General features: G+C 48.7%; 25 protein-coding genes. 13 read left to right on the top strand and 12 right to left on the bottom strand.

What is annotated here, in order from left to right:
- Positions 1-15 precede the first annotated feature (15 nt).
- Positions 16-708, bottom strand: coding sequence for a VIT1/CCC1 transporter family protein (locus ACTHSW_RS05360; RefSeq protein ID WP_070461694.1), 693 nt, complete (start codon positions 706-708; stop codon positions 16-18).
- Between the two features lie 297 nt (positions 709-1,005).
- On the opposite strand from ACTHSW_RS05360, the gene ACTHSW_RS05355 reads away from it, so the two are divergent.
- The 4 genes from ACTHSW_RS05355 (at position 1,006) to ACTHSW_RS05340 (ending at position 3,939) form a co-directional block, all read left to right on the top strand.
- Entirely contained in the window at positions 1,006-1,152 is a 147-nt protein-coding gene (locus ACTHSW_RS05355; protein WP_049336812.1) for a hypothetical protein, read from the top strand.
- A gap of 192 nt (positions 1,153-1,344) precedes the next feature.
- Positions 1,345-1,545: a hypothetical protein gene (locus ACTHSW_RS05350; protein ID WP_070461692.1), complete on the top strand. Its 201-nt coding sequence runs from the start codon at positions 1,345-1,347 to the stop codon at positions 1,543-1,545.
- An 89-nt stretch (positions 1,546-1,634) separates the two neighbouring features.
- Positions 1,635-3,032 (top strand): aspartate ammonia-lyase, encoded by a 1,398-nt coding sequence (gene aspA, locus ACTHSW_RS05345; RefSeq protein WP_070461690.1) that lies wholly within the window; start codon positions 1,635-1,637, stop codon positions 3,030-3,032.
- Between the two features lie 244 nt (positions 3,033-3,276).
- A complete protein-coding gene (locus tag ACTHSW_RS05340) occupies positions 3,277-3,939 on the top strand; it encodes an NAD(P)H-dependent oxidoreductase (RefSeq protein ID WP_070461688.1) in 663 nt (220 codons plus the stop codon).
- A gap of 178 nt (positions 3,940-4,117) precedes the next feature.
- Here the strand turns inward: ACTHSW_RS05340 and ACTHSW_RS05335 are convergent, their stop codons facing one another.
- A complete protein-coding gene (locus tag ACTHSW_RS05335) occupies positions 4,118-6,319 on the bottom strand; it encodes a FepA family TonB-dependent siderophore receptor (protein ID WP_070461685.1) in 2,202 nt (733 codons plus the stop codon).
- 230 nt (positions 6,320-6,549) lie between these two features.
- Entirely contained in the window at positions 6,550-6,768 is a 219-nt protein-coding gene (locus ACTHSW_RS05330; RefSeq protein ID WP_003685475.1) for a YdcH family protein, read from the bottom strand.
- Between the two features lie 221 nt (positions 6,769-6,989).
- Between ACTHSW_RS05330 and ACTHSW_RS05325 the strand changes: the two genes are divergently transcribed.
- Positions 6,990-7,364 (top strand): hypothetical protein, encoded by a 375-nt coding sequence (locus ACTHSW_RS05325; protein WP_070461683.1) that lies wholly within the window; start codon positions 6,990-6,992, stop codon positions 7,362-7,364.
- A 133-nt stretch (positions 7,365-7,497) separates the two neighbouring features.
- Positions 7,498-8,748 (top strand): serine hydroxymethyltransferase, encoded by a 1,251-nt coding sequence (gene glyA / locus ACTHSW_RS05320; protein WP_107723412.1) that lies wholly within the window; start codon positions 7,498-7,500, stop codon positions 8,746-8,748.
- A 71-nt stretch (positions 8,749-8,819) separates the two neighbouring features.
- On the opposite strand, the gene ACTHSW_RS05315 is transcribed toward glyA, so the two are convergent.
- Together ACTHSW_RS05315 and yddG are read right to left on the bottom strand one after the other, a co-directional pair.
- On the bottom strand, positions 8,820-10,130 hold the full coding sequence (locus ACTHSW_RS05315) for a sulfate adenylyltransferase subunit 1 (protein WP_440373785.1): 1,311 nt from the start codon (positions 10,128-10,130) through the stop codon (positions 8,820-8,822).
- A 129-nt stretch (positions 10,131-10,259) separates the two neighbouring features.
- Positions 10,260-11,174 (bottom strand): aromatic amino acid DMT transporter YddG, encoded by a 915-nt coding sequence (yddG, locus tag ACTHSW_RS05310; protein WP_070646442.1) that lies wholly within the window; start codon positions 11,172-11,174, stop codon positions 10,260-10,262.
- A 179-nt stretch (positions 11,175-11,353) separates the two neighbouring features.
- Here yddG and ACTHSW_RS05305 point away from each other — a divergent pair, with 179 nt between their 5' ends.
- The 6 genes from ACTHSW_RS05305 to ACTHSW_RS05280 all read left to right on the top strand — a co-directional run bounded on the left by ACTHSW_RS05305 (position 11,354) and on the right by ACTHSW_RS05280 (position 16,626).
- The gene (locus ACTHSW_RS05305; protein WP_314512840.1) at positions 11,354-11,779 is read left to right on the top strand and encodes a MarR family winged helix-turn-helix transcriptional regulator; all 426 of its coding nucleotides are present in this window, start codon (positions 11,354-11,356) and stop codon (positions 11,777-11,779) included.
- An 11-nt stretch (positions 11,780-11,790) separates the two neighbouring features.
- On the top strand, positions 11,791-12,660 hold the full coding sequence (locus ACTHSW_RS05300) for an ABC transporter six-transmembrane domain-containing protein (protein ID WP_070461674.1): 870 nt from the start codon (positions 11,791-11,793) through the stop codon (positions 12,658-12,660).
- A 27-nt stretch (positions 12,661-12,687) separates the two neighbouring features.
- Complete coding sequence (locus ACTHSW_RS05295; protein ID WP_003678624.1) at positions 12,688-13,011, top strand: DMT family transporter; 324 nt, start codon at positions 12,688-12,690, stop codon at positions 13,009-13,011.
- 190 nt (positions 13,012-13,201) lie between these two features.
- The gene (locus ACTHSW_RS05290; RefSeq protein ID WP_440373784.1) at positions 13,202-14,992 is read left to right on the top strand and encodes an assimilatory sulfite reductase (NADPH) flavoprotein subunit; all 1,791 of its coding nucleotides are present in this window, start codon (positions 13,202-13,204) and stop codon (positions 14,990-14,992) included.
- Positions 14,993-15,441: 449 nt separating this feature from the next.
- Complete coding sequence (locus ACTHSW_RS05285) at positions 15,442-15,948, top strand: hypothetical protein (protein ID WP_107791809.1); 507 nt, start codon at positions 15,442-15,444, stop codon at positions 15,946-15,948.
- Positions 15,949-16,038: 90 nt separating this feature from the next.
- Positions 16,039-16,626: a hypothetical protein gene (locus ACTHSW_RS05280; protein ID WP_070461669.1), complete on the top strand. Its 588-nt coding sequence runs from the start codon at positions 16,039-16,041 to the stop codon at positions 16,624-16,626.
- A gap of 53 nt (positions 16,627-16,679) precedes the next feature.
- Here ACTHSW_RS05280 and ACTHSW_RS05275 read toward each other — a convergent pair whose 3' ends face one another.
- From ACTHSW_RS05275 to ACTHSW_RS05250, 6 genes are all read right to left on the bottom strand, one after another.
- Entirely contained in the window at positions 16,680-17,111 is a 432-nt protein-coding gene (locus tag ACTHSW_RS05275; RefSeq protein WP_039406457.1) for a hypothetical protein, read from the bottom strand.
- 15 nt (positions 17,112-17,126) lie between these two features.
- Positions 17,127-17,531, bottom strand: coding sequence for a CdiA family toxin C-terminal domain-containing protein (locus ACTHSW_RS05270; RefSeq protein ID WP_264081763.1), 405 nt, complete (start codon positions 17,529-17,531; stop codon positions 17,127-17,129).
- A gap of 259 nt (positions 17,532-17,790) precedes the next feature.
- Positions 17,791-19,548, bottom strand: coding sequence for an assimilatory sulfite reductase (NADPH) hemoprotein subunit (gene cysI, locus ACTHSW_RS05265; RefSeq protein ID WP_070461667.1), 1,758 nt, complete (start codon positions 19,546-19,548; stop codon positions 17,791-17,793).
- Positions 19,549-19,717: 169 nt separating this feature from the next.
- Entirely contained in the window at positions 19,718-20,251 is a 534-nt protein-coding gene (locus ACTHSW_RS05260) for an inorganic diphosphatase (RefSeq protein WP_003678634.1), read from the bottom strand.
- A gap of 84 nt (positions 20,252-20,335) precedes the next feature.
- Positions 20,336-20,800 (bottom strand): dihydroneopterin triphosphate diphosphatase, encoded by a 465-nt coding sequence (gene nudB / locus ACTHSW_RS05255; protein ID WP_070461666.1) that lies wholly within the window; start codon positions 20,798-20,800, stop codon positions 20,336-20,338.
- Between the two features lie 137 nt (positions 20,801-20,937).
- Complete coding sequence (locus tag ACTHSW_RS05250; RefSeq protein WP_070461665.1) at positions 20,938-21,591, bottom strand: metallophosphoesterase; 654 nt, start codon at positions 21,589-21,591, stop codon at positions 20,938-20,940.
- An 89-nt stretch (positions 21,592-21,680) separates the two neighbouring features.
- On the opposite strand from ACTHSW_RS05250, the gene ACTHSW_RS05245 reads away from it, so the two are divergent.
- Complete coding sequence (locus tag ACTHSW_RS05245; RefSeq protein ID WP_070461664.1) at positions 21,681-22,124, top strand: RpiB/LacA/LacB family sugar-phosphate isomerase; 444 nt, start codon at positions 21,681-21,683, stop codon at positions 22,122-22,124.
- Positions 22,125-22,156: 32 nt separating this feature from the next.
- On the opposite strand, the gene ACTHSW_RS05240 is transcribed toward ACTHSW_RS05245, so the two are convergent.
- Positions 22,157-23,635 carry an RNA ligase gene (locus tag ACTHSW_RS05240; RefSeq protein WP_070461663.1) on the bottom strand — a complete coding sequence of 493 codons (1,479 nt, stop codon included), beginning with the start codon at positions 23,633-23,635 and terminating at the stop codon, positions 22,157-22,159.
- Between the last annotated feature and the right edge of the window lie 14 nt (positions 23,636-23,649).

Raw genomic sequence — 23,649 nt, 5'->3', positions numbered from 1 at the left:
TATAAGGCCTTACATTCAGACGGCCACGCCTGCTATTTTTCCAATAAATCCGGTTATCACCAATGCCGCAACGCCCCATATGCACACGCGCAAAACGGCAGGAACGACAGGCGCGCCGCCGAGTTTGGCGGAGGCATAGCCCAGTCCGGCCAGTCCGCACAAAGTGGAAACTGCCAAGGCTGGAACAATGGCGGTAGAAGCCGTCAACGCAACCAGTAAAGGCAAAATTGCGCCTGCACAAAATGAAGCGGCAGAAGCCAGCGCGGCCTGCATGGGTTGGGCGGCAGAGGCTTCGGTAATGCCGATTTCGTCACGTGCATGAGCGGCGAGTGCATCGTGTTCCATCAAGGCTTTGGCCACCTCTGTGGCGAGCGGGTCGGACAAACCGCGGCGGCGGTAAATTTCCGTCAGCTCTTCCAACTCCGCATCAGGATTATTTGCCAATTCGTAGCATTCTTTGTGTAAATCGGCTTTTTCCGTATCCAATTGGCTGGACACGGAAACGTACTCCCCCGCCGCCATTGATACTGCGCCCCCGATAAGCGCCGAAACGCCCGTCAACAGCAGGGTTTGGAAATCAGGCGCGGCAGCGGCTACGCCCGTTAACAGGGAGGCAGTGGAAATCAGGCCGTCATTGGCACCCAATACGCTTGCCCTAAGCCAGTTGTTGCGGTCGCTGAAATGGCGTTCGCTGTGGTATGAATACATATATGCTCCGATAAATTGGCTGTTTCCAGATGATGATAACATTGTATTGTTTTTTGAAATCCATGTCAGTTTATCCCTTCAAATCAAGCATTCTTAAATCTTTCTGCTGCCATTTCAAACCATAAAACCAATATTTCTCTTTGGATTTTTTCAGACGGCCTTAACGTTTTTATAAGCAAATTTATTGTTCCAAGTCATGGCATTATCACAAGGCAGTTTTGTGCTACTTGGTTTATCCGTTTAAAGATGCTATCTTTATGAATCTTTCCACTCCTCAATCCATTGAAAGGATGTATCATGGCCGAAGAAAACAAAATCAAAGTAAACGATTTGCCTGAAGATAAAAAAGAGCAAACCGAAGAAACCGAGCTGCCCGTTATCAACAACGAAGAAAAACGCGGCGGTCATGGCGAAGGCGGTTGCTGCGGCGCATGCGGCGGCTAAATCTTTCCGATAAAGCCTCCGAGGCCGTCTGAAAAGTCTTACTTTTCAGACGGCCTTTTCTTTTCTAAACACTTACAGGTAAATCAATGAAAGGATGTGGGAGAAGAATTTAAACCCAACCGCGTTTGTGCTACATTCACATCTTTACAAACCACAACAATCTGCACACGCAGACACACAAGGAAGAAAAAAATGTTTTGGTATATCGTTGGTTTTTTCGCCCTCATCGTTTCCCTGCTTTCCCTTTGGGTCAATGCCAGCGCATTCGGCATGGAAGAGGATGGCACGCCGCAATCCGAATATGAAAAAATGTTGGGCTTGGGTGCGAAATTGAAAGATAAAGAGACAGCCGCAAAAGAGCGTGAAGCAACGCGCTTTCATCCTGACGATTAAGCCTTATTAACTGGACAATCTTGCCGAACTGGGCTAATGTTCCAAACGCATAATGCACACCAACACAACTATACGAGAAGGTAAGAGAAATGACTGTACGAATCGAACACGATTTATTGGGCGACCGCGAGATCCCTGCTGAAGTATATTGGGGCATCCATACTTTGCGCGCCATTGAAAACTTTAAAATTTCCACACAAAAAATTTCCGACGTACCGCAATTTGTCCGCAGCATGGTCATGGTTAAAAAAGCCACCGCGCAAGCCAACGGCGCATTGGGTGCCATCAAGCCGGAAATCGCGGCCGCCATCGAAAAAGCCTGCGATGAAGTATTGGTCAAAGGCCGCTGCCTCGACCAATTCCCATCCGACGTTTATCAAGGCGGCGCCGGTACTTCGGTCAACATGAATACCAACGAAGTCATTGCCAACCTCGCATTGGAAGTCTTGGGTCACGAAAAAGGCCACTACGACATCGTCAATCCGATGGACCATGTCAACGCCAGCCAATCCACCAACGACGCCTACCCTACCGGCTTCCGCCTTGCCGTGTATTACAGCATCGGCGAATTGCTCGACAAACTGGCCATCCTGAAAAATGCCTTTGCCGCCAAAGCCGAAGAATTTAAAGACGTTTTGAAAATGGGCCGCACCCAGCTTCAAGATGCCGTGCCGATGACTGCCGGCCAAGAGTTTCAATCTTTCCAAGTGTTGCTGGAAGAAGAAATCCTCAACCTCGACCGTACCCGCTCCCTACTGCTTGAAGTCAACCTCGGTGCTACCGCCATCGGTACAGGTGTGAATACACCTAAAGGCTATGCGGCTTTAGTCGTTGAGAAACTTTCCGAAGTCAGCGGCCTGCCTTGCAAACTGACTGAAAACCTGATCGAGGCGACCTCCGACTGCGGCGCATATGTGATGGTACACGGCGCATTGAAACGCACAGCCGTCAAACTGTCCAAAATCTGTAACGACTTGCGCCTGCTCTCTTCCGGTCCGCGCGCCGGTTTGAAAGAAATCAACCTGCCTGAATTACAGGCCGGTTCTTCCATCATGCCTGCCAAAGTCAATCCCGTGATTCCTGAAGTCGTCAACCAAGTCTGCTTCAAAGTCATCGGCAACGACACCACCATCACTTTCGCAGCCGAAGCAGGTCAGTTGCAGCTGAACGTTATGGAGCCGGTAATCGCCCAATGTATGTTTGAAACCATTTCCCTCTTGGGCAATGCCGCGGTCAACCTGTCCGACAAATGCGTCAAAGGCATTACGGTCAACCGCGAAATCTGCGAACACTATGTCTTCAACTCCATCGGTTTGGTCACTTATCTGAACCCATACATCGGCCACCGCAATGGCGACTTGGTCGGCAAAATCTGCGCCCAAACCGGCAAAGGCGTGCGCGAAGTCGTATTGGAGCGCGGTCTGTTGAGCGAAGAAGAACTCAACCGCATCCTCTCTCCTGAAAACCTGATGAATCCTCATCTGTAATCAGGATTTGAAATCAAAGGCCGTCTGAAACTTTAAACGTTTAAAGTTTCAGACGGCCTTTCGCATTGATATTGATTTTTATCGAATTTTTTTGCGAAATTCAGAATTAAAAGATAGCCTGACCGTCAGGTTTGATTTAACATGGTGTTGCCCCAGCCTGTTTCCTCATTAAGGTTATGCCGGTAATGATGCCTCAAAAGGAACCGGATATTGGAATAACATCTTCATTTATTAGGAAAACCAGATGAATCAAATTACACGCGAACAAATGCTGCAAGTATTCGAAAATCGCTGCTCCACCCGTTATTACGATCCCAACAAAAAAATCAGCCAAGAAGATTTTGCAGCGATTCTAGAATTTGCCCGCCTCTCCCCAAGCTCCGTCGGCTCTGAGCCGTGGAAATTCTTGGTGATTCAAAACAAAGCCCTGCGTGAGAAAATCAAGCCTTTCAGCTGGGGGATGCAATCCCAACTGAACGACTGCAGCCATCTGGTGATTATCCTTGCCAAGAAAAATGCCCGTTACGATACCCCGTTCTTCCGCAGTGTTGCCGAACGCAGGGGCCTGCAAGGAGAGCAACTGGAAAAAGCGTTGGCAAGATACAAAAGCTTCCAAGAAACCGACATTAAAATTGCCGACGACCAACGCGCACTATTTGACTGGAGCGGCAAGCAGACCTATATTGCTTTGGCCAATATGCTTACAGGTGCAGCGGCCATCGGTATCGATTCCTGCCCAATCGAGGGCTTCAACTACGACAAAATGAACGAAGTATTGGCAGCAGAAGGCCTGTTTGATGCCAATGAATGGGGCGTATCCGTAGCGGCAACATTCGGCTATCGCGCCAAAGAAATCACCCAAAAATCACGCAAACCGATTGAAGAAATGGTGACTTGGGTCGAATAAGCAGTTTGTATTCTCAGGGCGGCAAATACCGCCCTTTTACTTTTCTAAAAAGAGAAGCAAATTCCGTAACAACAAATACTTCTAAATTTAAAATCTGAAGGCCGTCTGAAACCATGTGTCAGAAATCCTAGATTTCATTTCACACCGTTTCAGACGGCCTGATTTAATACGCTTCTACTTAAAACGATACTTTCAAACTGCCGTAGAAGGCGCGGCCATGTTCGTTGTAAGTTTGTGCTCCGGCAGTTGTGCGGTACAGTTTTTTGTCAAACAGATTGCTGATACCGCCACGGACAGCCACGCGTTTGTTCCAGTTGTAGCCTGCATTGATACCCCAAATACCGTAAGAGCCGACTTGGGTTTGGCTGTGTTCGGAAGACAACGCTGCTACGCCTGCACGAGGATTGCCGTTTTGTTCCAAACGGTTGACTGCCACGCTGCGCGGCTTGGTGCGGCCGTAGTGGGTAAAGGTCAGATTGGCATCGAAGCGTTCGTTCGGCGTCCAAGACAATGTGCTGTTGATGGTATGTTTCGGCACCAAAGACAATGGATTGCCTTGATAATCTTCAGATTTGTGCATATAAGTGAAATTGTTGCTCCACTTGAGTGTGTCATGCAACGGAATCACCAAGTTGCCTTCGATACCTGAAATAGTCGCTTTCGGCGTATTTTCCCATTGCAGGAGCCAGTTGCCAATATTGCTGGTGGCAATGAGCTGGTCGCCGATCACGATTTTATTGCGGTACGCGTTGTGGAAATAAGTCGCCGAAGCCTGCCAGCCGTTTTTGTTGAATTCAAGACCAATCTCTTTATTGATACTGGTTTCAGGTTTCAAATTGCCATTGCCCATGTAGTAGCAGCGGACACTGTTCGGCGCATTGAGCGGACAGCCTTGACCGCGTGTGTACAGGATAAAGTCAGGATTGGTTTGATACAGGTTTGGCGCTTTATACGCACGGGCAATACCGCCTTTGACCAACCAGTTTTCGCCGATTTGATGCGAGAAGTTCAAAGCCGGACTCCAATTTCTGCCGCTGTCGCTGTTGTGGTCGAAACGGATGGCCGGAATCAGATGGGTTTTGTCGGTCAATGAAATATTGTCTTCAACGTATGCCGCCCAGTTGCGTTGAGATGCCTTACCACCGCGCGTTGCGGAGATGCCGTTAAACGCATCGGTTTTGCCTTGGTCTTTAAATCCCTGAGTATTGGAGGCAGGATCGTCCAATTTGCTGTCAGTAAATTCTGCACCAACCGTCAACACGTTATCGACACCAAGTTTGAACGGAATATTCGCTTCGCTGCTGAAGCGCAGGTTTTTCAGACGGCTTTGAACAAAATCCAAGCCTGTATAGCTGCCTTCCGGACCACCGGCCAAACCTTCAGGCAAGTGGCTGTTGATTGTGCGCTCATAACTGATCACGTTTTTAGTATCGCCCCATTCCCATGCGCCGTCATGCGTTAAAGAATAAGCGGAACGGTATAAGCGGGCAGTTTCGGCTTTGCTGTCGGCCAAAGAATTAACCAAAGCAGAACGCGGATTGCTGTTTTGCGTATCGCCGTTGTAGATATTGCCCTGACGGCTGTAACTGCTGTCCAAAATCAGCGTTTGCGCTGGGCTGATTTTCCATTGCAGACGGCCTGCAATGTCTTTATTGCGTACACCTTCAACACCGGCCGCGCTGTCATTGCCGTGTCCGGCATTAATATCGGCAGCATCTGCATCCGTTTTATTCAGGTTGCCATAAATGCGGAAGCCCAAAGTATCTTGGATAATCGGACCGCTCAAATTAAAGCCGATACGGCGGGTTGCGCCCTCTTTGTTGTCTTGCGGCTGATTGGCGTAAAGATTGACTTGGCCTTTAAATTCTTTAGACACTTTTTTGGTAACAATATTGACCACGCCACCCATCGCGCCAGAGCCGTAACGTGTTGCCGCCGGACCGCGCAAGACGGTAATGGATTCAATCTCTTCAACCGGCACCCAGTTACTGTCGCCACGCGTATTGCGTTCACCACGCATACTAATACGCTCGGATTGGCGCGAATTAACCGGCTTGCCGTCAATCAAAATCAATGTATTTTCAGGGCCCATACCGCGCAAGTCGATTTGGCGTTTGTTGCCACGCTGACCCGTCGCCGTATTGCCGGTCAGGTTAACGCCCGGCATAGTGCGGACAAATTCGGAAATATCATTGGCTGCAGGGCGTTTGTCGATGTCGTCTTTAGAAATACGCGATACGCCGAGCGACTGTTGCAACTGCTTCTCGGCAGTAACGTAAACGGTATCGACTTCAGCCTGTTCAACAGCTTTCTCTTCAGCTGCGTGTGAGAATGCACTAATTAACGCCAAAGGCAAAATAGCGAGTGTGAATGTTTTCATTGCATTGTTTCTCTTGGTTTTGTTTGTTTAAAATCAAAATAAAAATTATTCGAGATTTTAAATAACCTTAACAGAGTTTTCAACGCAATTAAGAGTGATTTACAATTAAAAGTTAAATTGTGCTAATAAAAATAACAAATACCAAACAACTAAAAAGGCCGTCTGAACCAGTATGAAACGAAATCCGAGATTCCTATCATACCGTTCAGACGGCCTTATTCAATTTTTAATTATTTGCCTGCTGCTTTTTGCAGAAGAGCATACAATTCGTCTTTGAGTTTGAGTTTGGCTTTTTTCAGCTCTTCAATCTCTTCGGCACCGCTGGTAACAGGGTTGTTAACCAAACCGGTGATTTTATCGTCCAGCTCATTGTGCTCGTCAAACAAACGGGCAAAGTGTGCATCTTCTTGTTTCAATTTAGAAATCAAATCGCGATATTCTGGAAACATTTTGTTTTCCTCTCTTGTTAATTAAATAAAAAAGTACTGCGGTCAAAAACTAGGACGAATCAATCTTTAGCTTCATTATAACAAACACGGGCGTTTTATCCAGTCTTTTTTAAGTCGAAACTGTTTTACATCAAAATTAATAATATCAACATAAGTTAGCGCCAAAATAGAAAGAAACGGCTTTATAGACGGCTTACCGACTTGGGCATACAATCGGGCTTATGCGTTTACACAATGGCCGAACCACCCTATTCCGTCATATCAACGGCATGGACGGACAATTTATCCTGCTTGAAAACCATCCTTCATGGATGCCGGTCAATGATGCCGATTTCAACCATGCCGCCCCCTTGCCCGACGGTTTGGCCGTACACGAAGAATCGTTTTATCCATTTGAAAAAATAGATGCTGCCGAATCGGCAGACAATATCAAAATCTTCAGCGAAGAAGCTCTACGGCTGGAGAAAGAACGATTAAATGCGGTAGCCTTGGTAGAACTGGCAAAAAATCTTAAAGCCGCCCAAGCCGAAGCCGATTTGGTCGCGCTTCTGGAAAAAATGGATTTTCATTTAAAACAAGATGATATTTTCAAATAAACCCTTCAATCTCAGGCCGTCTGAAACCAAACACCCGACACAATTGTTGACAATGCAAGAAAAATAGTTCATCTTGAACCAATTCGCAGCACTCCATCCTATATTTTCAGCCCATCACAAAGGAATCGAGAACATGTTTTCAAAAAGCGTTACCCTCGCACAATATGACCCCGATTTGGCAGCAGCCATCGCCCAAGAAGACAAGCGCCAGCAAGACCACGTCGAGCTGATCGCCTCTGAAAACTACGTCAGCTGTGCCGTCATGGAAGCCCAAGGTTCGCAATTGACCAACAAATACGCTGAAGGCTATCCTGGCAAACGCTACTACGGCGGCTGTGAATACGTTGATATTGTTGAACAATTAGCGATTGACCGCGTAAAAGAACTGTTTGGCGCCGCCTATGCCAACGTTCAACCGCACTCCGGCTCCCAAGCCAACCAAGCCGTGTATGCTTCTGTTTTGAAACCGGGCGACACCATTTTGGGCATGTCTCTGGCACACGGCGGCCACTTGACCCACGGCGCAAGCGTTAACATCTCCGGCAAACTCTACAACGCCATTACTTATGGTTTGGATGAAAACGAAGTTCTCGATTATGCCGAAGTGGAACGCTTGGCTCTTGAACATAAACCTAAAATGATTGTGGCCGGTGCATCTGCCTACGCGTTGCAAATCGACTGGGCAAAATTCCGTGAAATCGCCGATAAAGTCGGTGCATACCTCTTTGTCGATATGGCGCACTACGCCGGTCTGATTGCAGGCGGCGAATATCCTAACCCCGTGCCATTCTGCGACTTCGTAACCACCACCACCCACAAAACCCTGCGCGGCCCTCGCGGCGGTGTGATTTTGTGCCGTGACAATACCCACGAAAAAGCGCTGAACTCTTCCATCTTCCCAAGCCTGCAAGGCGGACCGTTGATGCACGTTATTGCTGCCAAAGCCGTAGCGTTTAAAGAAGCGTTGCAACCTGAGTTCAAACAATACGCAAAACAAGTGAAAATCAATGCTGCCGCTATGGCGGAAGAGTTGGTTAAACGCGGTTTGCGCATCGTTTCCGGCCGTACCGAAAGCCACGTTTTCCTCGTTGACCTGCAACCGATGAAAATCACCGGCAAAGCCGCTGAAGCCGCTTTGGGCAAAGCGCACATTACCGTCAACAAAAACGCCATCCCGAATGATCCGGAAAAACCATTCGTTACTTCCGGCATCCGCATCGGCTCCGCCGCCATGACTACACGCGGCTTTAACGAAGCCGATGCGCGCGTATTGGCAAACTTGGTTGCTGACGTATTGGCCAACCCTGAAGACGAAGCCAATCTCGCCAAAGTCCGCGAACAAGTAACTGCTTTGTGCGATAAATATCCGGTTTACGGCGCATAAACATTTCGCCTTGGATAAAATAACAGGCCGTCTGAAACTTCAGACGGCCTTTTTTTATTTCAACTTTTCTTTTAAATTTCAAAACTGTTTGCTTTGCTGACTTTGCGTATCATGCCTGCCGCGACAGTATGGTTGGTGGCTTCGTCAATCAAAATAAACGCGCCTTGTGCATGGTTGTCTTCGTATGCGGCAGCAGCGAGCGGCTGTTGGGTTTTGAAGCTGATGCTGCCGATATCGTTGAGCTTAAGCGTTTCGGTGGATTCGACGCGGCTGAGGGTGTTCACGTCCCAAACGTAGGCAATTTCGCTGATTTTTACGGGCGTGGTTTGGGTAGTGTGCTTCAGCAAATATTTGCGGCGCAGATTAAGCGGAATATCGTCAAACCAGCAAAGCGCGGCTTGAAATTGTTGTTCGGGAACAATGGCGCTGTCTGCTGAAACAATGCTGTTGCCGCGTGAAATATCGATGTCGGTATCCAAAACAACAGTCAACACCTCCCCTGCCTCGGCAGATTCGGTTTTACCGTTGGCATTATAGATTTCGGCAACTTTGGCAACATGGCCGCTGGGCAGGACTTTAACTTCATCGCCCACTTTCAGACGGCCCGCTTCCAATCTGCCTTGATAACCGCGGAAGTCGTCACTGCTACTGCCATCTTGGCGCGCCACGCGTTGCACGGGAAAGTGCGCGGCTTGGTCGGCGGCATTTTGACGGTTGACAGGCAAGCTTTCAAGCAAAGGCAAAAGCGGCAAACCTTGATACCACGGGGTTTGGCTGCTGGCATTGACGATATTGTCGCCTTTCAAGGCGCTGATGGGCAGGAAGTGGATTTGTGCTTGGAGGCCAATTTGTTCCGCCAGTTTGCGGTAGGCTTCGGTAATGGCTTGATATTTGGCTTCGTCAAAGTCGAGCAAGTCGAGTTTGTTGACGGCAACGATGATGTTGGGGCAGCCCAAGAGTTTCAGAATTGCGCTGTGGCGTTTGGTTTGGGGCAGGAGGACAGGTTCATTACCTGAAAAATCGACGCGTGTGGCATCAACCAAAATAATGGCGGCATCGGCAGTCGATGCGCCGGTAACCATATTACGCGTGTATTGCTCATGTCCCGGCGTATCGGCAATGATGAATTTGCGTTTGGGCGTGGCGAAATAACGGTAGGCCACGTCAATGGTAATGCCTTGTTCGCGCTCGGCGGCAAGGCCGTCTGTCAGGCTGGCGAAGTCGGGCGTTTCGCCGTTTTCAGCAGCGCGGTTGAGCTTGTCAAGCTGGTCGGTCAGTAAGGTTTTGCTGTCGTAGAGCAGGCGGCCGATGAGGGTGGATTTGCCGTCATCGACACTGCCGGCGGTAATGAAGCGTAAAAGCGGAGCGGAAGCTGCAGTCATGATTCTTTCCCATTTCTCGTGATTTCTCAAACTGACTGCTACTTTAAACAGGCCGTCTGAAAATGGGAAAGAATGTTTGGTTGTTAAAAAAGCTGTTTTCGTTATATCGCGAAGCTATGGGATATTGCCTCACGCCATCTGTTTTCTCCGGGTCGCCAACCAACATACAATCGACCCTAAGCACACCATTCCCGCCCCCTGCCAAAACGTCATGGACAAAGGCGCGCTAATCAAAAATGATGACACTACCGCAGACAATACCGGAATGAAATAAGATGCGCCTGCCAATACGGTCAGGTTGCCGCGTGAAATACCGATATTCCACACTGCATAGCCCAAACCCATGCAAGCTGCAGCGGCAACGGCATAGCCGAGCGATACGGAATCAAAACTCAACGTATCCGCGCCGCTGAGAAAATACTCTATCCACAATAGTATCGACACCAGTGCAAAGAAGAAGCCGACGCTGCTGCCTTCTGCTTTCACGCGCGCCGTCAGCGTACAATATGCCGCCCAAAACACCGCATCCGCAAATGCCATGATGTAGCCGCCGGGATTGGTGCGGACATTGTGGTAGATGCCGGAAATCGACAAGCCGACATCGCCGCCCAATACAGTGGCAATCCCTAAAAACGACAGCACAAAGCCGATGACTATCCACCATTTTGACGGCTGTTTGTTGAAATATACCGCTCCGACGATGGTAAACGTCGGCCACAAATAATTGACCATGCCGATTTCCACCGCCTGTCTCGCGTTTTGCGCAAAACCGACCGAGAGCGACAAACACAGTTCGCAGCCGACAAAAAACACACTCGCCCAAAACAGATAGCTGCGGTTGTAATTGCGCAAATGCGGCCGGCCGAAAATCAGCCAAATCAATACGGTGGACAGGGTGTACATCATTGCCGCGCCGCCCACTGCCCCCATATGCAGGCTCAAAGAGCGTATCAGAGAAATGACAAAGCTCCACAAAGCAACGGCAAGCAGCCCGATGGCAGTGGCTTGTTTGGATGAAATATTTTGAGATAAGAAATGAATCATGGCGTATGTGTTGAAGATGTTATTAGGTTTATCGTAGTTTGAATATATCGTTTCTACATTAATTATTTTAACGGTTTCAAGGCCGTCTGAAAATGATTGTTTCAGACGGCCTTCTATTTGCAATTAGTCCTAAACATGACTATAATCCGCATCCAATTAGTCAATATTGAGACCAATTTATAAATCAGCTCGATCAACTCGGTATGCGCATCAGCCACATAGACAGCGCATTTGACCAATGGATTAAACAGCAAAACACCAACTACAATACCTTCGCCGTGCTATATACCTTAGCCACCGAAGGCAGCCGCACTCAAAAATACATAGGCGAAGAATGGAGCCTGCCCAAGCAAACCGTTTCCGGCACATGCAAAACGCTGGCGGAACAAGGCTTGCTGACATTTCACGAAAGCGAACAAGACAAACGCGAACGCTTATTATCGCTGACCGAGCAAGGCAAGGAATACGCCACACCATTGGTGCAAAACATGCAGGAATTCAGCAAACGAATTTTTACCGCCTTCGGTGAAAAACGTGCAGCACGACTGTTTGCCGATTTGGACACGTTGGCCGAATTAATGGCACAAACCCTCAATACTAAATAAGGAGGGCAACCATGTGGAAAATGTTGAAACACATCGGTCAAACACACCGCCGCAAACTCATCACAACCTTCTCTCTCGTCGGCTTGGATAATCTGCTCTTACTGGTATATCCCGTGTTTGGCGGCTGGGCGATTAATGCAGTTATGGAAGGCAAAGTCTGGCAGGCAATGTTGTATGGTGTGGTGGTTTTATTAATGTGGATAATCGGTGCCGCCCGCAGGATAGCCGATACGCGCACATTTACCCAGATCTATACTGAAATAGCCGTCCCGGTTGTCTTGGAACAGCGCAAACGAGAAGTACCGCATTCCGCCATTACTGCACGCGTCGCCCTATCGCGTGAGTTTGTTAGTTTTTTTGAAGAACACCTTCCCATCGCTGCTACTTCGCTGGTCTCCATCTTCGGTGCATGTATGATGTTGCTGATACTGGAATTTTGGGTGGGCGTATTGGCTGTCGCGATACTTGCCTTGTTTTTATGGTTGCTGCCGCGTTTTGCCGCCATCAGCGAAAACCTATATTTCCGTTTAAACAACCGGCTTGAACGCGACAACCACTTTATCCGCGACGGCAACGAGCATCAGCTCTACCGCCACTATGGCTGGGTTGCCAAACTACGCGTGCTGATTTCCAACCGCGAAGCCTTAGGCTATCTCAGTATCGGCATGGCGATGAGCGTATTGTTCGGCTTCGCCTTTATACACATGACGCTTAAAGGCTATGGCAGCGCCGGCCATATCTATTCCGTCAGCACTTACTTATGGATGTTTGCAATGAGCTTGGACGATGTACCGCGCTTGGTCGAACAATACTCCAATCTAAAAGATATCGGACAACGTGTTGAACTCTCGGAAGAAAACAATCTTTCCAAGGCCGTCTGAAACCTTAACACACCATCAGGATATATTATGAGTTGGTTTTATTTAATCTTAGCCGGTATGCTGGAAATCGGCTGGCCATTGGGCTTAAAATTGGCACAACAGGAAGGCTACCGCTGGCATGGCTTTGCAGCCGCGCTTGCCTGCATCGTCGGCAGCGGATACTTTCTTTACCTTGCCCAAAAAAGTATTCCAATGGGTACAGCCTACGCCGTCTGGACAGGCATAGGCGCGGCAGGAGCGTTTTTGGTAGGTGTTGTATTTTTCAACGATGCCGCCAACATCGGCCGCTGGCTCGGCGCATTTCTCATCATCTCCGGCGTCGTAGTGATGAAACTCTCCAGCGGAAACTGAAAATCTCGTTTCTATCCAATCCAAGGCCGTCTGAATGAGCATGTTCAGACGGCCTAATACCTTCCCGAATATAACGAAATCATCTTAAATTAAAACCAAGCATTCTTTCCTTTTTTCAGACGGCCTGTTTAAAGTGGCGACTGTCCATTATTCAAACAATCGGTTATAGCCGTCCAACAAAGGAATCCAAATGAGCCAAGCCAATCCGCTTCCCCCCGAACTCTCCGCCCAACTCTCAACCCTATCCCCTACCCAACTTGCCTGGCTCTCCGGCTATTGCTGGGCGCAAAGCCAAAGCGTATCCGGAGCAGCAGCCGAACCATCTACCCTGCAAACAGCCGCCTCGACAGTCAGCCGCCGCGTATTAGTCCTCTCCGCCTCACAAACCGGCAATGCCCGCAGCGTTGCCGAATCATTACACGCCAAACTTCAAGCCGCCGGCGTAGAAGCCCGCCTCAGCAGCGCAGGCAATTTCAAAAGCAAAACCCTGCCCGACGAAGACATCGTCCTTTTGGTTACCTCCACCCAAGGCGAAGGCGAACCGCCCGAAGAAGCCCTGCCCCTGTACAAATTCATCTACGGCAAAAAGAAACCTGATCTCAGCAAACTGACCTTTGCCGTCTTGGGCCTTGGCGATTCCTCCTATCCCAACTTCTGCCAAGCAGGCAAAGACTTTGATGCCAAATTTGCCGAACTGGGCGCAGGCCGTCTAAACGACTTGGGCATTTGCGACTTAGAGTTCCAAGCGAATGCCGACGCATGGGTAGCCGCCGTCGTACCCAAAGTCGCCGAATTGACCGCCCAAGCAGCAAGCCCTAGTGCAAACACCGCAGCACACAGCCCGGCCCCCCCAAGCAGCGGCACCGCATACACCAAAGAAAACCCCTACACAGCCACCCTCTCCGTGCGCCAAAAAATCACCTCCCGCACCGCAGAAAAAGACGTCGAACACATCGAAATCGACCTCAGCGGCTCAGGTTTGTATTATCAGGCAGGCGACGCACTCGGCGTATGGCCGCTGAATGCCGCCGACCTCGTTCAAGAAATCCTCGACCTCAACCAACTGACCGGCAGCGAAACCGTCCAACTTTCAGACGGCCGCGAAACCGACATCCGCACCGCCCTGACCGAATCCGCAGACATCACCCAAAACACACCGGCATTCGTCCAACAATACGCCGAATTAACAAACAACGAAGAACTCAAAGCCATAGCCGCAGATAAAGCCCAACTGGATGCCTACCTCGCCGCCACACCGCCCGTAGGCGTATTCGCAGCCTATCCGCACCCACTGGACGCACAAACCCTATACAGCCTCTTCCGCCCACAAACCCCGCGCCTTTACTCCATCGCCTCCGCACAAGACGAAGTCGGCGAAGAAGTCCACCTCACCATCGGCGTCGTCCGTTTCGACCACCACGACCACACCTACACCGGCGCAGCATCCGGCTACTTGGGTGAACGCCTCGAAGAAGGCAGCGAAGTCCGCGTCTTTGTCGAACCCAACCCCAACTTCCGCCTGCCGCAAAACAGCGATACACCCATCATCATGATCGGCGCAGGCACAGGCGTCGCCCCCTTCCGCTCCTTCATGCAACAACGCGCCGCCAATGGCGACAGCGGCAAAAACTGGCTCTTCTTCGGCAACCAACGCCTGGCTGACGACTTCCTCTACCAACTCGAATGGAGTGATTGGCGCAAAGACGGCCTCCTTACCCGCGCCGACCTCGCATGGAGCCGCCAAGGCGAACACAAAGTCTATGTCCAACACAAAATCACCGAACGCGCCGCCGAAGTTTGGAACTGGCTGCAACAAGGCGCACACATCTACGTCTGCGGCGACGCAGCACGCATGGCGCGCGATGTCGAAAACGCCCTGATCGAAGTCATCGAAACCCAAGGCAAACTCAGCCGCGACGAAGCCGAGGACTACCTCAACGACCTGCGCGAAGACAAACGCTACCAACGCGACGTTTATTGATTGGACAAGCCAAAATAAAGGCCGTCTGAAAGCTGAATTTCAGACGGCCTTTTTAAGGAACTTGCTCGGATTGTTATCAATTTATCTTGTCTTGCATTATAATTATGCAAATTTGACTCACTCGAAAGAAAATAAATTGGAAGGATTACAACAACTTGTAGATTTATTGGTGGGTTTTATCGATTGGATATTGAAATTACTGGCCTTCTTGTTTTAAACTACGTTCCATACTTTTATACATTAAAGACGTATTTTCATCATGCAAACCGCGCAATGCTCCGCTACTTTCTTCTATTGGTACCACACAAACGTGCGGTACTTTTTTGCGCTTGTCTGAAACAGACCAAATTGAAAATACGCAAATCAGAGCCGCCTCATTTGAGCGGCTTTTTTTATACCCACCATGGCCGCTTAAATCCACCCATTTTTAAGAAATAAGGAATACAGCCATGACCGCTTCAACTAAAATCCACAGCCAAACTCAAATGTTACACACCTGCCGCATGGTCGTTGACAGCAACAGCCACCACAGCATGTCCAACACGCTCACTTTGCCTGATACGCCCGACAACCTCATCAGCGAAGCCTTAATTCCGCAAGTACGCACCATCGCGACTTTGATTGCCGCAGAGCGTCACGATTTCAATCAAAGCAGCCCCAGCGTTTTTACTGATGAAGCGGATTTCTTCGCGGCGCGTATTTTGGTTTTGGGCGTACGCCGTTTCCATTTGGACATTACCCTGTTGCCCATGCTCAAAACCGCCAACAAACGCGCCGAAGCCTTCGCCAAACGCCATCACATGCCCTTCTCTCCCGCTGAAATGCAAATGTCCCTGCACACCCGCCGCCCTGCCAACCTGCTGATTATCGAAACCGAACACGAGATGCCTACACTGGGCAATCTGGCCGCCAACAGCCGTGCATTTGCCGCGCAACTTTCCAATATTATTTTGTAAAACCACTTGAAAAACAGGGAAATGGTTTAATATTAGGCAAACACACTCCGCCGAAATCTCGGCAAAGACAAACTTCTCTCAGGAAAAACAATGAAAAAACTGATTGCCTTAGCCGCCCTTTCCACTTTTGCCCTCGCTGCCTGCAAAGACAATACCCAAGCGCAGCTTGAGCAACAACAAAAACAAATCGAAGCATTGCAACAACAGTTGGCACAACAAAACGGCCAACAAGAAGACAATACGGTTTACCAGCTCACGCCTGAAGCCGTGAAAGACACCATTCCTGCCGAGGCACAAGCCAACGGCAACAACGGCCAACCGGTAACCGGTACAGACGGTCAACAATACATCTACGACCAATCCACCGGCAGCTGGCTGCTGCAAAGCTTGGTGGGCGCGGCAGCCGGTGCATTTATCGGCAACGCATTGGCCAACAAATTCACACAGGCGCGCAATCAAAACAGCCCGATTGCCCGTCAAGCCCGTACCAACTATTATCAAACCGCACGTCCAAACGGACGCACCAGCCAACAGCTGAATACGCGCACCCTGCGTGCCCAACAGCAAAATGCGCAACAACAAAACGCTCAACAGCAACAGCGTTACCGCGAAACCGCGCGTCAGCCTTCCAACTACCGCCGCCCAAGCATGGGTCGGGGCTTTGGCCGCCGTCGCTGATTCGGTTTAATATTCCATCTTTCGTGCTGAAGCACACACTTTACGCATGGATTTTAGGTTTCATGCAGGCTACAGTTTGTTTGAGAATATGTTTTTTGTATTTCTTTACACTTTTTTTGATATTCAGGGTGAGCTATTAAGAAATCAGATATTGCAATATTAAAGTAATGATATGCTAAATTAATAGGTATAATTAATTCTTCAGGATTGAAATCATCTCCAACTGAAAAATAAATAGAAGGAGCTTTATCAATATACTCAAATCCATTTACCTCTTCATAATCTCCAATCCATCTGGTAGCATCTATTTTTTCATATTGAGCACCTATTACTCCAAAATGTCCGGTAGTTGTAATATTTTTAAAACACTCTAAAAGCGTATCTTTAGTTTCAAATTGGTAAATTGTTTCAAAAAAAATCGAAATAACAAAATGGTTGTTATTTATAGATTTTTTCTTTAAGTTTAGAAAAATATTATTTTTCATAATTTTTCCTTTAAATTATTCTGGGTGAATGTTTGTAATTCTTCCTGTATTTACATCAAAATATGATCTAAATTTGATTCCGTCAAAGGTTTCTGAGAATTGAATGACATTTTTTCTTTCCGATATTGATTTAGTTCTTTCATTTTGAGCAATTTTAGAGGCTTTTGAATATCCTTGTGAAGCAGCTTTTTGAGCCATTTGAAGTATTTTATCATCAGAAAATTTTTTAGGATCATAAACAGTTTTTATACTTGAAATTTCCTTAAATCCACCATCAGGTTTACCTGTCCTGTCTAGTGTAGGAATCTCATATTTAATTCGGGTAATGCCTTCAATATCAGTTTGGGTTTCAGATTTTACGCGTCCTCCTCGTGAATTTAGTTCTGCCATAAAATTGGTGCGGTTATGGGCTCCTTTAATGCCCTGTTTTTGACTAAAACCATCAGCATTTGCCAGATGTCTTTTTAGGTTTGTATCGAAACTGATGCCTTCCGGGTATTTGACATTAGTAATAGGTGTATTTTGTTTTACAAACCCTCTTGGTATTGGAATGAATCTAGGATTAACTCCTGGATATAAACGCTCCCAATATAAAAGGCCGTCTGAAAATCAGATTTTCAGACGGCCTTTGGTTTTCTCTATTTTCTTATTGCAGACTTGTCAGGTCTGTTTGTATGCGTTATGCCCAAAAGTCTCGCGGAGCGTCCAATACAGGTTTGACGATGCCGGTACGGATGGCGAAATCGCCAAAACCTTCATCATCTAAACGGTTTCGAGACCAATCTGCTACCCAGCCTTCGACAATTTCAAGGATTTCAGGTTCGGTAATGTTTTCTTTAAACAGACGCGGGATGCGTGTGCCTTCACGGTTGCCGCCTGCGTAAAGGTTGTAGCGGCCGACGGCTTTGCCGACCAACCCAATTTCCGCCAGCATGGCGCGGCCGCAACCGTTGGGACAACCAGTTACGCGCAAAACGATGTATTCGTCTTCCAAGCCATATTTGGCGAACATTTCGTCGATTTTATCGGAGAATGTTGGTAGGAAACGCTCAGCCTCCGCCATCGCCAGCGGGCAAGTCGGCAAGGCAACGCAGGCCATCGAGTTCTCACGCTGGATGGTAATCGATTTGCTGATTAATCCATGCTCTTTGGCGATTTTATCAATCGTATCTTTTAATTCCGGCGGCACGTTGGCAACCACCAGATTTTGATTGGCCGTCAGACGGAAGTCGCCGGGATGGATTTTGGCAATTTCGCGGATGCCTGTTTTCAACGGTCTGTCGGGATAATCGAGCAGGCGGCCGTTTTCAATAAACAAAGTCAAATGCCAGTTACCTTCATGCCCTTGCACCCAGCCGATATGGTCGCCGCGATGGGTAAACTCGTAAGGGCGAATGGGCTCAAACTTAATGCCCATGCGCCTTTCGACTTCCTCTTTGAACACATCTACGCCGACGCGTTGCAGCGTATAGCGTGTACGCGCTGCTTTGCGGTCGCTGCGGTTGCCCCAGTCGCGCTGTGTGCTGACGACGGCTTCGGCGGCATTGAGGGTGTATTCCAGCGGAACGAAACCAAATTCGTAAGAAGTGTTCGGATAAGTTTTGGTATTGCCGTGTTCGCTGGATAAACCGCCGCCGACCAATACATTGAAGCCCACCAACCTGCCGTTTTCTGCAATCGCCACGAAACCCAAATCATTGGAATGAATGTCCACATCGTTATCAGGCGGAATCACAACGGCAGTTTTGAACTTGCGTGGCAAATAAGTTTTACCCAAAATCGGCTCGACCTCATCGGCAATTTCTTTATTGCGCGGCTCGGTCGGCTCGGTCGTGAACACTTTTTCACCGTCCAACCATACATCGGCATATGCCATGGTGCGCGGCAGAAGGTGCATACTGATGCGCGCCGCCCATTCATAGGCTTCTTGATGTAAAGTGCTTTGCACAGGATTGCTGGTACACAACACATTGCGGTTGACATCGCTGGCTGTGGCAATGGAATCCAAACCAAGTTTGTGCAATGCCTGATGCGCCTGTTTTAAATCGGTTTTCAGAATACCGTGGTATTGGAAGGTTTGACGGTTGGTCAGGCGGATGGAGCCGTAAATCGTGTTTTCACCGGCAAATTTGTCGATACCCAGCCACTGCTGCGGCGTAATGATGCCGCCGGGCAAACGGCAACGCAACATCATGTTTTTTAAAGGCTCAAGTTTTTGTTCGGTACGCTCGGCACGAATATCGCGGTTGTCCTGTTCGTACATGCCGTGGAAGCGGATAAGCTGAAAGTTGTCGGCAGTAAAGCCGCCGGTAAAGTCGTCTTTCAACTCTTCCTTAATCGTGCCATGCAGATAATCGCTGCGCTCTTTCAAGGCTTCGTTGCCGGACAAAGGCGTCTCAGGCAGCTTGGCTCGTGGGTCGGTTGTGGTAGCAGTCATTGAAGCACTCCTTATTTTTGGTATAGGCGTTACTTTAATGAGGCCGTCTGAAAATGAGAAAGAATGGTTTGTTTGTTTTAAAGACGATTTTGTTATATCGGTTTGAAACATAAAAAGGCCGTCTGAACTTTGCTTTCAGACGGCCTTTATATTGGACGGGACAAACCGATTAGGCTTGTTTGTTCCAACGTTCGATGGATTCTTTGATGACTTGTTTCGCTTCTTCTACATCACCCCAAGATTCAACTTTAGTGGTACCTGCTTTTTTCAGGTCTTTGTAGTGGTTGAAGTGGAACTCGATTTGTTTGATCAGTTGTTGCGGCAAATCGGCCAAAGTTTTGTAGGCGTTGCCGTTGTTGCGGTCGTCGGCCGGAACGCAGACGATTTTGTCGTCCACTTCGCCGTCGTCAACGAATTTCATCACGCCGATAACGCGTGCTTCCAGGAAAATACCGGTTGCCAAAGGCTGCTCGGTCACCAGCAATACATCCAATTCGTCGCCGTCTTCGTCCAAAGTTTGCGGAATGAAGCCGTAGTTGGTCGGCTTGGCGAAAATTGCCGGTTCAACGCGGTCGAGTTGGAAAGCGGCCAGTTTGCGGTTCCATTCGATTTTGTGGTTGCTGCCCGCTGGGATTTCGTTGACAACGTTGATGATGCCGCCATCCACATCGCCCGGGGTCAGGATTTTGTTGAAGTCTGCCATGATGGTTTCCTTTGATTTTAAAGAGAGTCAAACGGCGAAAGTATAGCAAACCCAAGGCCGTCTGAAAATGTGAAACTGTCGTATTCAGACGGCCTTTTTGGCATTCAGCCTTTTAATCAATTCTAAAATTGCGCGTTTATTGGAAGGCGAAAACACTTTTTCCGCCGCTTCTTCCGCACCAAACCAACCGTAGGCAACGTGTTCGTCCGGTTGCAGGACAATGGGCGTATCACGCGGAATTTGGGCGGAGAAGATGTGTTCGCGGTTTTCAAACACACCTTTGGGATAGCGATGGCGCCAGTGATGATAGATTTCATAAACGGTGCTGTCGTGCCAGTTTTCCAGCAGACCGTCTGCAAGGCGGATACCGGTTTCTTCCCACACTTCGCGCCATGCGGTTTCTTCGATACGCTCGCCTTCTTCCAAGCTGCCGGTAACCGACTGCCAAAAACCTTGCGGCGCCGTGCGTTCAATCAGCAGGATATTGCCGTCTTCATCATGCAAGACAACCAAAGCGGAAACGGGATACTTCAAAGGCTTACCGCTCATGACTTGTCCTTGCCGGTTTGGTTGGGGAGGCTGATTTTTTGTAGTAAGTAAACCAAAAGGTTTTCCATGTATCACTCAAAAATGGGAAATTGATATTCAGACGGCCTTTGCCGTAAATCCGCAAAGGCCGTCTGAAATTATACCTGATTTAATTGCGCCAGTTTCCGAGACACCAGCTCTGCTGCTTCTTCCGGCGACTTGGCCTTCAACCCTGCTTCGCCAAAATACGAAATTTTAGGCAAATCACACAAAAACTTATCGACATCTTCTGCCGTCAAAAAGCGGCCGTGCAAATCGAATCCGACATTTAAAGCACGCCCTTTGATTTCCGCCACCCTGTCATGCAAATGGCCATACAAGTGATACCAACCCTGATAGCAGCCGTCCCATTCCTGTATCGGATAGTGAAAGAGAACCAGCGTATTCTTAATTTCCGGCAATTTGAGTTTCAAATACGGCCGTATGGACGACAGCAGCGGATGGCCGTCATGCTTGGTTTGGCTGCGGAAAAAATCGGCATGCTGCCGAATCACATGATCATGATTGCCGTAAATCAAGTGATGCTGCCCGTTCAAACGCGACAAAACGCGCTCTATCTGCTTATGGTCTTGGGCAAAGGAAAAATCGCCCAAGTTGTACACCGTATCTTCAGGCGTAACGGTTTCATTCCACGTTTGGATTAAAAATTCATCCATCTGCTCCACGTTATCAAACGGTCGAAATTGCGGGCAGAATTTGGCAATGTTTTTATGTGAGAAATGTAGGTCTGATGTGAAGTAGGTTTTGCTCATGCCGTGCTCTCTGCGTTGCAAGCTTGAATCGTATCACGCGCGGGCGTATGCTGAGGAATGTTTATTATTATATGCTTCAAGGAGTTTTTATGCGTTTGGTTATTGCCGCGCCGGCCAACGGCGCAATATTGAAAGACGCGCTCAAAGCGCATCTGCAAAACGACCCGCGCGTCAGCAGCTTGGTCGATTTATCCTCGCCAGAAGAAACCTATCCGCAACTCTCGTTTGCCGCGGCCGAAGAAGTCGCGGCAGGACGTGCCGACCGTGCGCTGTTGATTTGCGGCACCGGCGTGGGCACGGCAATCGCCGCCAATAAGGTGCGCGGCATACGGGCAGCAACGGCGCATGATTTGCTTACTGTCCGCGGCTCGGTGGAAAACTATAACGCGCAAGTTTTATGTATGGGGCAAAACGTGATTGCCGCTCCGGCCGCTTGGGCATTGGTCGATATCTGGTTGGACTTGCGTCACGACACAAACAGCGGCTATGCACCTAAAGTCGGCGAAATTGAAGCATACGAGCGCGGAAAATAAATACATGTTGCTCCATATATTTTCAGACGGCCTTACAGTTGCCGCAAGAATGCTTGGATAAACGCAATCTTATCCAATTCCGGTATGGCGTTGAACGCTTCGCGATGCTCGCGGATGTGGTCGATTAAAGGGTAAAACTCTTCGTCGACGTGGCGTTTGTCGAGCTTGCGTCCGATGTTGCCCTCGTTGCTTCGTCCCAGAAACTTGGAAATCAGGTAATACGGCGATTTGAGTTTGAACAGCATTTCGCCGTTTTGTGCATCAAATACCATAAAGCCTTCGTGTTCCACATTTTTCAGACGGCCTTTCAGCTCGCCGAATGTGATGTTTTTCAACATTTCAGGACGGCGAACGCCGTATTGCTTGCCAATTTCGTCCAATTCGGCTTCGGTAAACTGACGGCCTGTCGCCACGTCAATGCAGCCGATTAAGGTTTCCCCCAATTCTTCGCGGATGATGTGCACGTCTTTTGCGTCTGTGATTTCAAACAAAAAAGTGTGGTTCGGATAAGCGCGGAACAGGGTTTCGTATTGCGCACAGTGTGCGGCGGTCATGTCCGCGAACGCGCTATCAAGCGAACCGGTAGTCGAATACAGCACTTTGCCGTCAAACGCCGCGCCGTGGGACGGGTGGCCGTCTGAAAGCGAGACGAAAGTGCAGCAGCCAAGGAAGCCGTTTACTTTTACGACCGCATCCACCAGTCTCTCATCGCTGATTCGGATCGGATAACGGCTGCCTTTGGCAATACGTTCCGAATAATTGAACACTTTTTTAAATGGGCGCACGATGATTCGATTATGCGCATCGATAATCAAACCGCGCATTTCCAGCAAAGCATCATCAAAGCGATTGTTGTAGAACACGCTGCGGGCGTATTTCAACACGCGCAATTCGGGATAACGCTTGGATGCTTTGGCAGTAAAGTTACGGCTGCTGTGTTGCAGATAGTGATCGGTCACAAAGGTTTGCTGCGCCTCATCAAACACCAGCGGCTTATGCTCGATAGCCTGCATCTGTTCGATTTTTTCTAACTGCTCCGCATTTGCCGGCTGCTCGGCATCGACGTGGATTTCGTTTGCCACGCGGTTTTGGTTCAACTTGATATAAGCCGCCAACACGTCATGCTCTTTCACACCGTGCAGGTTGGGATAGAAATTGTGCATACGGTAGATTTCTGTTTCAAAACCGCTTTTTTTCGCCAAATCCAACAAATGGCGGCAACGCGAAGCTTTTTGGTTGGTATTGGAATTAATGATCAAAATATTTCGATTCGGATTTTGGCGTCCAAGTCTCAAGGTTTCAGTCATCAAGGCATTGCCGCATTTCTGCGCCTTATCCACCGCTTCGCCCGACCAACGATATTCACCGTATTCATCGGTAATAAACAAATCGTTTTCAATACGGACAACTTCCGCATCCTGATACTGCGCTTTAAATTCGGCGGCTTTTTGTTCGGCAAAAGTCGATTTTCCCGAACCCTGATGACCGCGTATTAAGATAAATTTTTGCATTTTGTTTCCTTATT

Source organism: Neisseria sp. P0008.S004, from assembly GCF_051962755.1.
GTDB classification, from domain to species: domain Bacteria; phylum Pseudomonadota; class Gammaproteobacteria; order Burkholderiales; family Neisseriaceae; genus Neisseria; species Neisseria subflava_A.
The sequence above is the reverse complement of the archived record's forward strand: the minus strand, read 5'-3'. Positions and strand labels throughout refer to the sequence as shown.

Bases quoted from the DNA above. Each gene is read 5' to 3' on its own strand.
- ACTHSW_RS05360 (WP_070461694.1), bottom strand. From the start codon at position 708: ATGTATTCATACCACAGCGAACGCCATTTCAGCGACCGCAACAACTGG.
- ACTHSW_RS05355 (WP_049336812.1), top strand. From the start codon at position 1,006: ATGGCCGAAGAAAACAAAATCAAAGTAAACGATTTGCCTGAAGATAAA.
- ACTHSW_RS05350 (WP_070461692.1), top strand. From the start codon at position 1,345: ATGTTTTGGTATATCGTTGGTTTTTTCGCCCTCATCGTTTCCCTGCTT.
- aspA (WP_070461690.1), top strand. From the start codon at position 1,635: ATGACTGTACGAATCGAACACGATTTATTGGGCGACCGCGAGATCCCT.
- ACTHSW_RS05340 (WP_070461688.1), top strand. From the start codon at position 3,277: ATGAATCAAATTACACGCGAACAAATGCTGCAAGTATTCGAAAATCGC.
- ACTHSW_RS05335 (WP_070461685.1), bottom strand. From the start codon at position 6,319: ATGAAAACATTCACACTCGCTATTTTGCCTTTGGCGTTAATTAGTGCA.
- ACTHSW_RS05330 (WP_003685475.1), bottom strand. From the start codon at position 6,768: ATGTTTCCAGAATATCGCGATTTGATTTCTAAATTGAAACAAGAAGAT.
- ACTHSW_RS05325 (WP_070461683.1), top strand. From the start codon at position 6,990: ATGCGTTTACACAATGGCCGAACCACCCTATTCCGTCATATCAACGGC.
- glyA (WP_107723412.1), top strand. From the start codon at position 7,498: ATGTTTTCAAAAAGCGTTACCCTCGCACAATATGACCCCGATTTGGCA.
- ACTHSW_RS05315 (WP_440373785.1), bottom strand. From the start codon at position 10,130: ATGACTGCAGCTTCCGCTCCGCTTTTACGCTTCATTACCGCCGGCAGT.
- yddG (WP_070646442.1), bottom strand. From the start codon at position 11,174: ATGATTCATTTCTTATCTCAAAATATTTCATCCAAACAAGCCACTGCC.
- ACTHSW_RS05300 (WP_070461674.1), top strand. From the start codon at position 11,791: ATGTGGAAAATGTTGAAACACATCGGTCAAACACACCGCCGCAAACTC.
- ACTHSW_RS05295 (WP_003678624.1), top strand. From the start codon at position 12,688: ATGAGTTGGTTTTATTTAATCTTAGCCGGTATGCTGGAAATCGGCTGG.
- ACTHSW_RS05290 (WP_440373784.1), top strand. From the start codon at position 13,202: ATGAGCCAAGCCAATCCGCTTCCCCCCGAACTCTCCGCCCAACTCTCA.
- ACTHSW_RS05285 (WP_107791809.1), top strand. From the start codon at position 15,442: ATGACCGCTTCAACTAAAATCCACAGCCAAACTCAAATGTTACACACC.
- ACTHSW_RS05280 (WP_070461669.1), top strand. From the start codon at position 16,039: ATGAAAAAACTGATTGCCTTAGCCGCCCTTTCCACTTTTGCCCTCGCT.
- ACTHSW_RS05275 (WP_039406457.1), bottom strand. From the start codon at position 17,111: ATGAAAAATAATATTTTTCTAAACTTAAAGAAAAAATCTATAAATAAC.
- cysI (WP_070461667.1), bottom strand. From the start codon at position 19,548: ATGACTGCTACCACAACCGACCCACGAGCCAAGCTGCCTGAGACGCCT.
- ACTHSW_RS05260 (WP_003678634.1), bottom strand. From the start codon at position 20,251: ATGGCAGACTTCAACAAAATCCTGACCCCGGGCGATGTGGATGGCGGC.
- nudB (WP_070461666.1), bottom strand. From the start codon at position 20,800: ATGAGCGGTAAGCCTTTGAAGTATCCCGTTTCCGCTTTGGTTGTCTTG.
- ACTHSW_RS05250 (WP_070461665.1), bottom strand. From the start codon at position 21,591: ATGAGCAAAACCTACTTCACATCAGACCTACATTTCTCACATAAAAAC.
- ACTHSW_RS05245 (WP_070461664.1), top strand. From the start codon at position 21,681: ATGCGTTTGGTTATTGCCGCGCCGGCCAACGGCGCAATATTGAAAGAC.
- ACTHSW_RS05240 (WP_070461663.1), bottom strand. From the start codon at position 23,635: ATGCAAAAATTTATCTTAATACGCGGTCATCAGGGTTCGGGAAAATCG.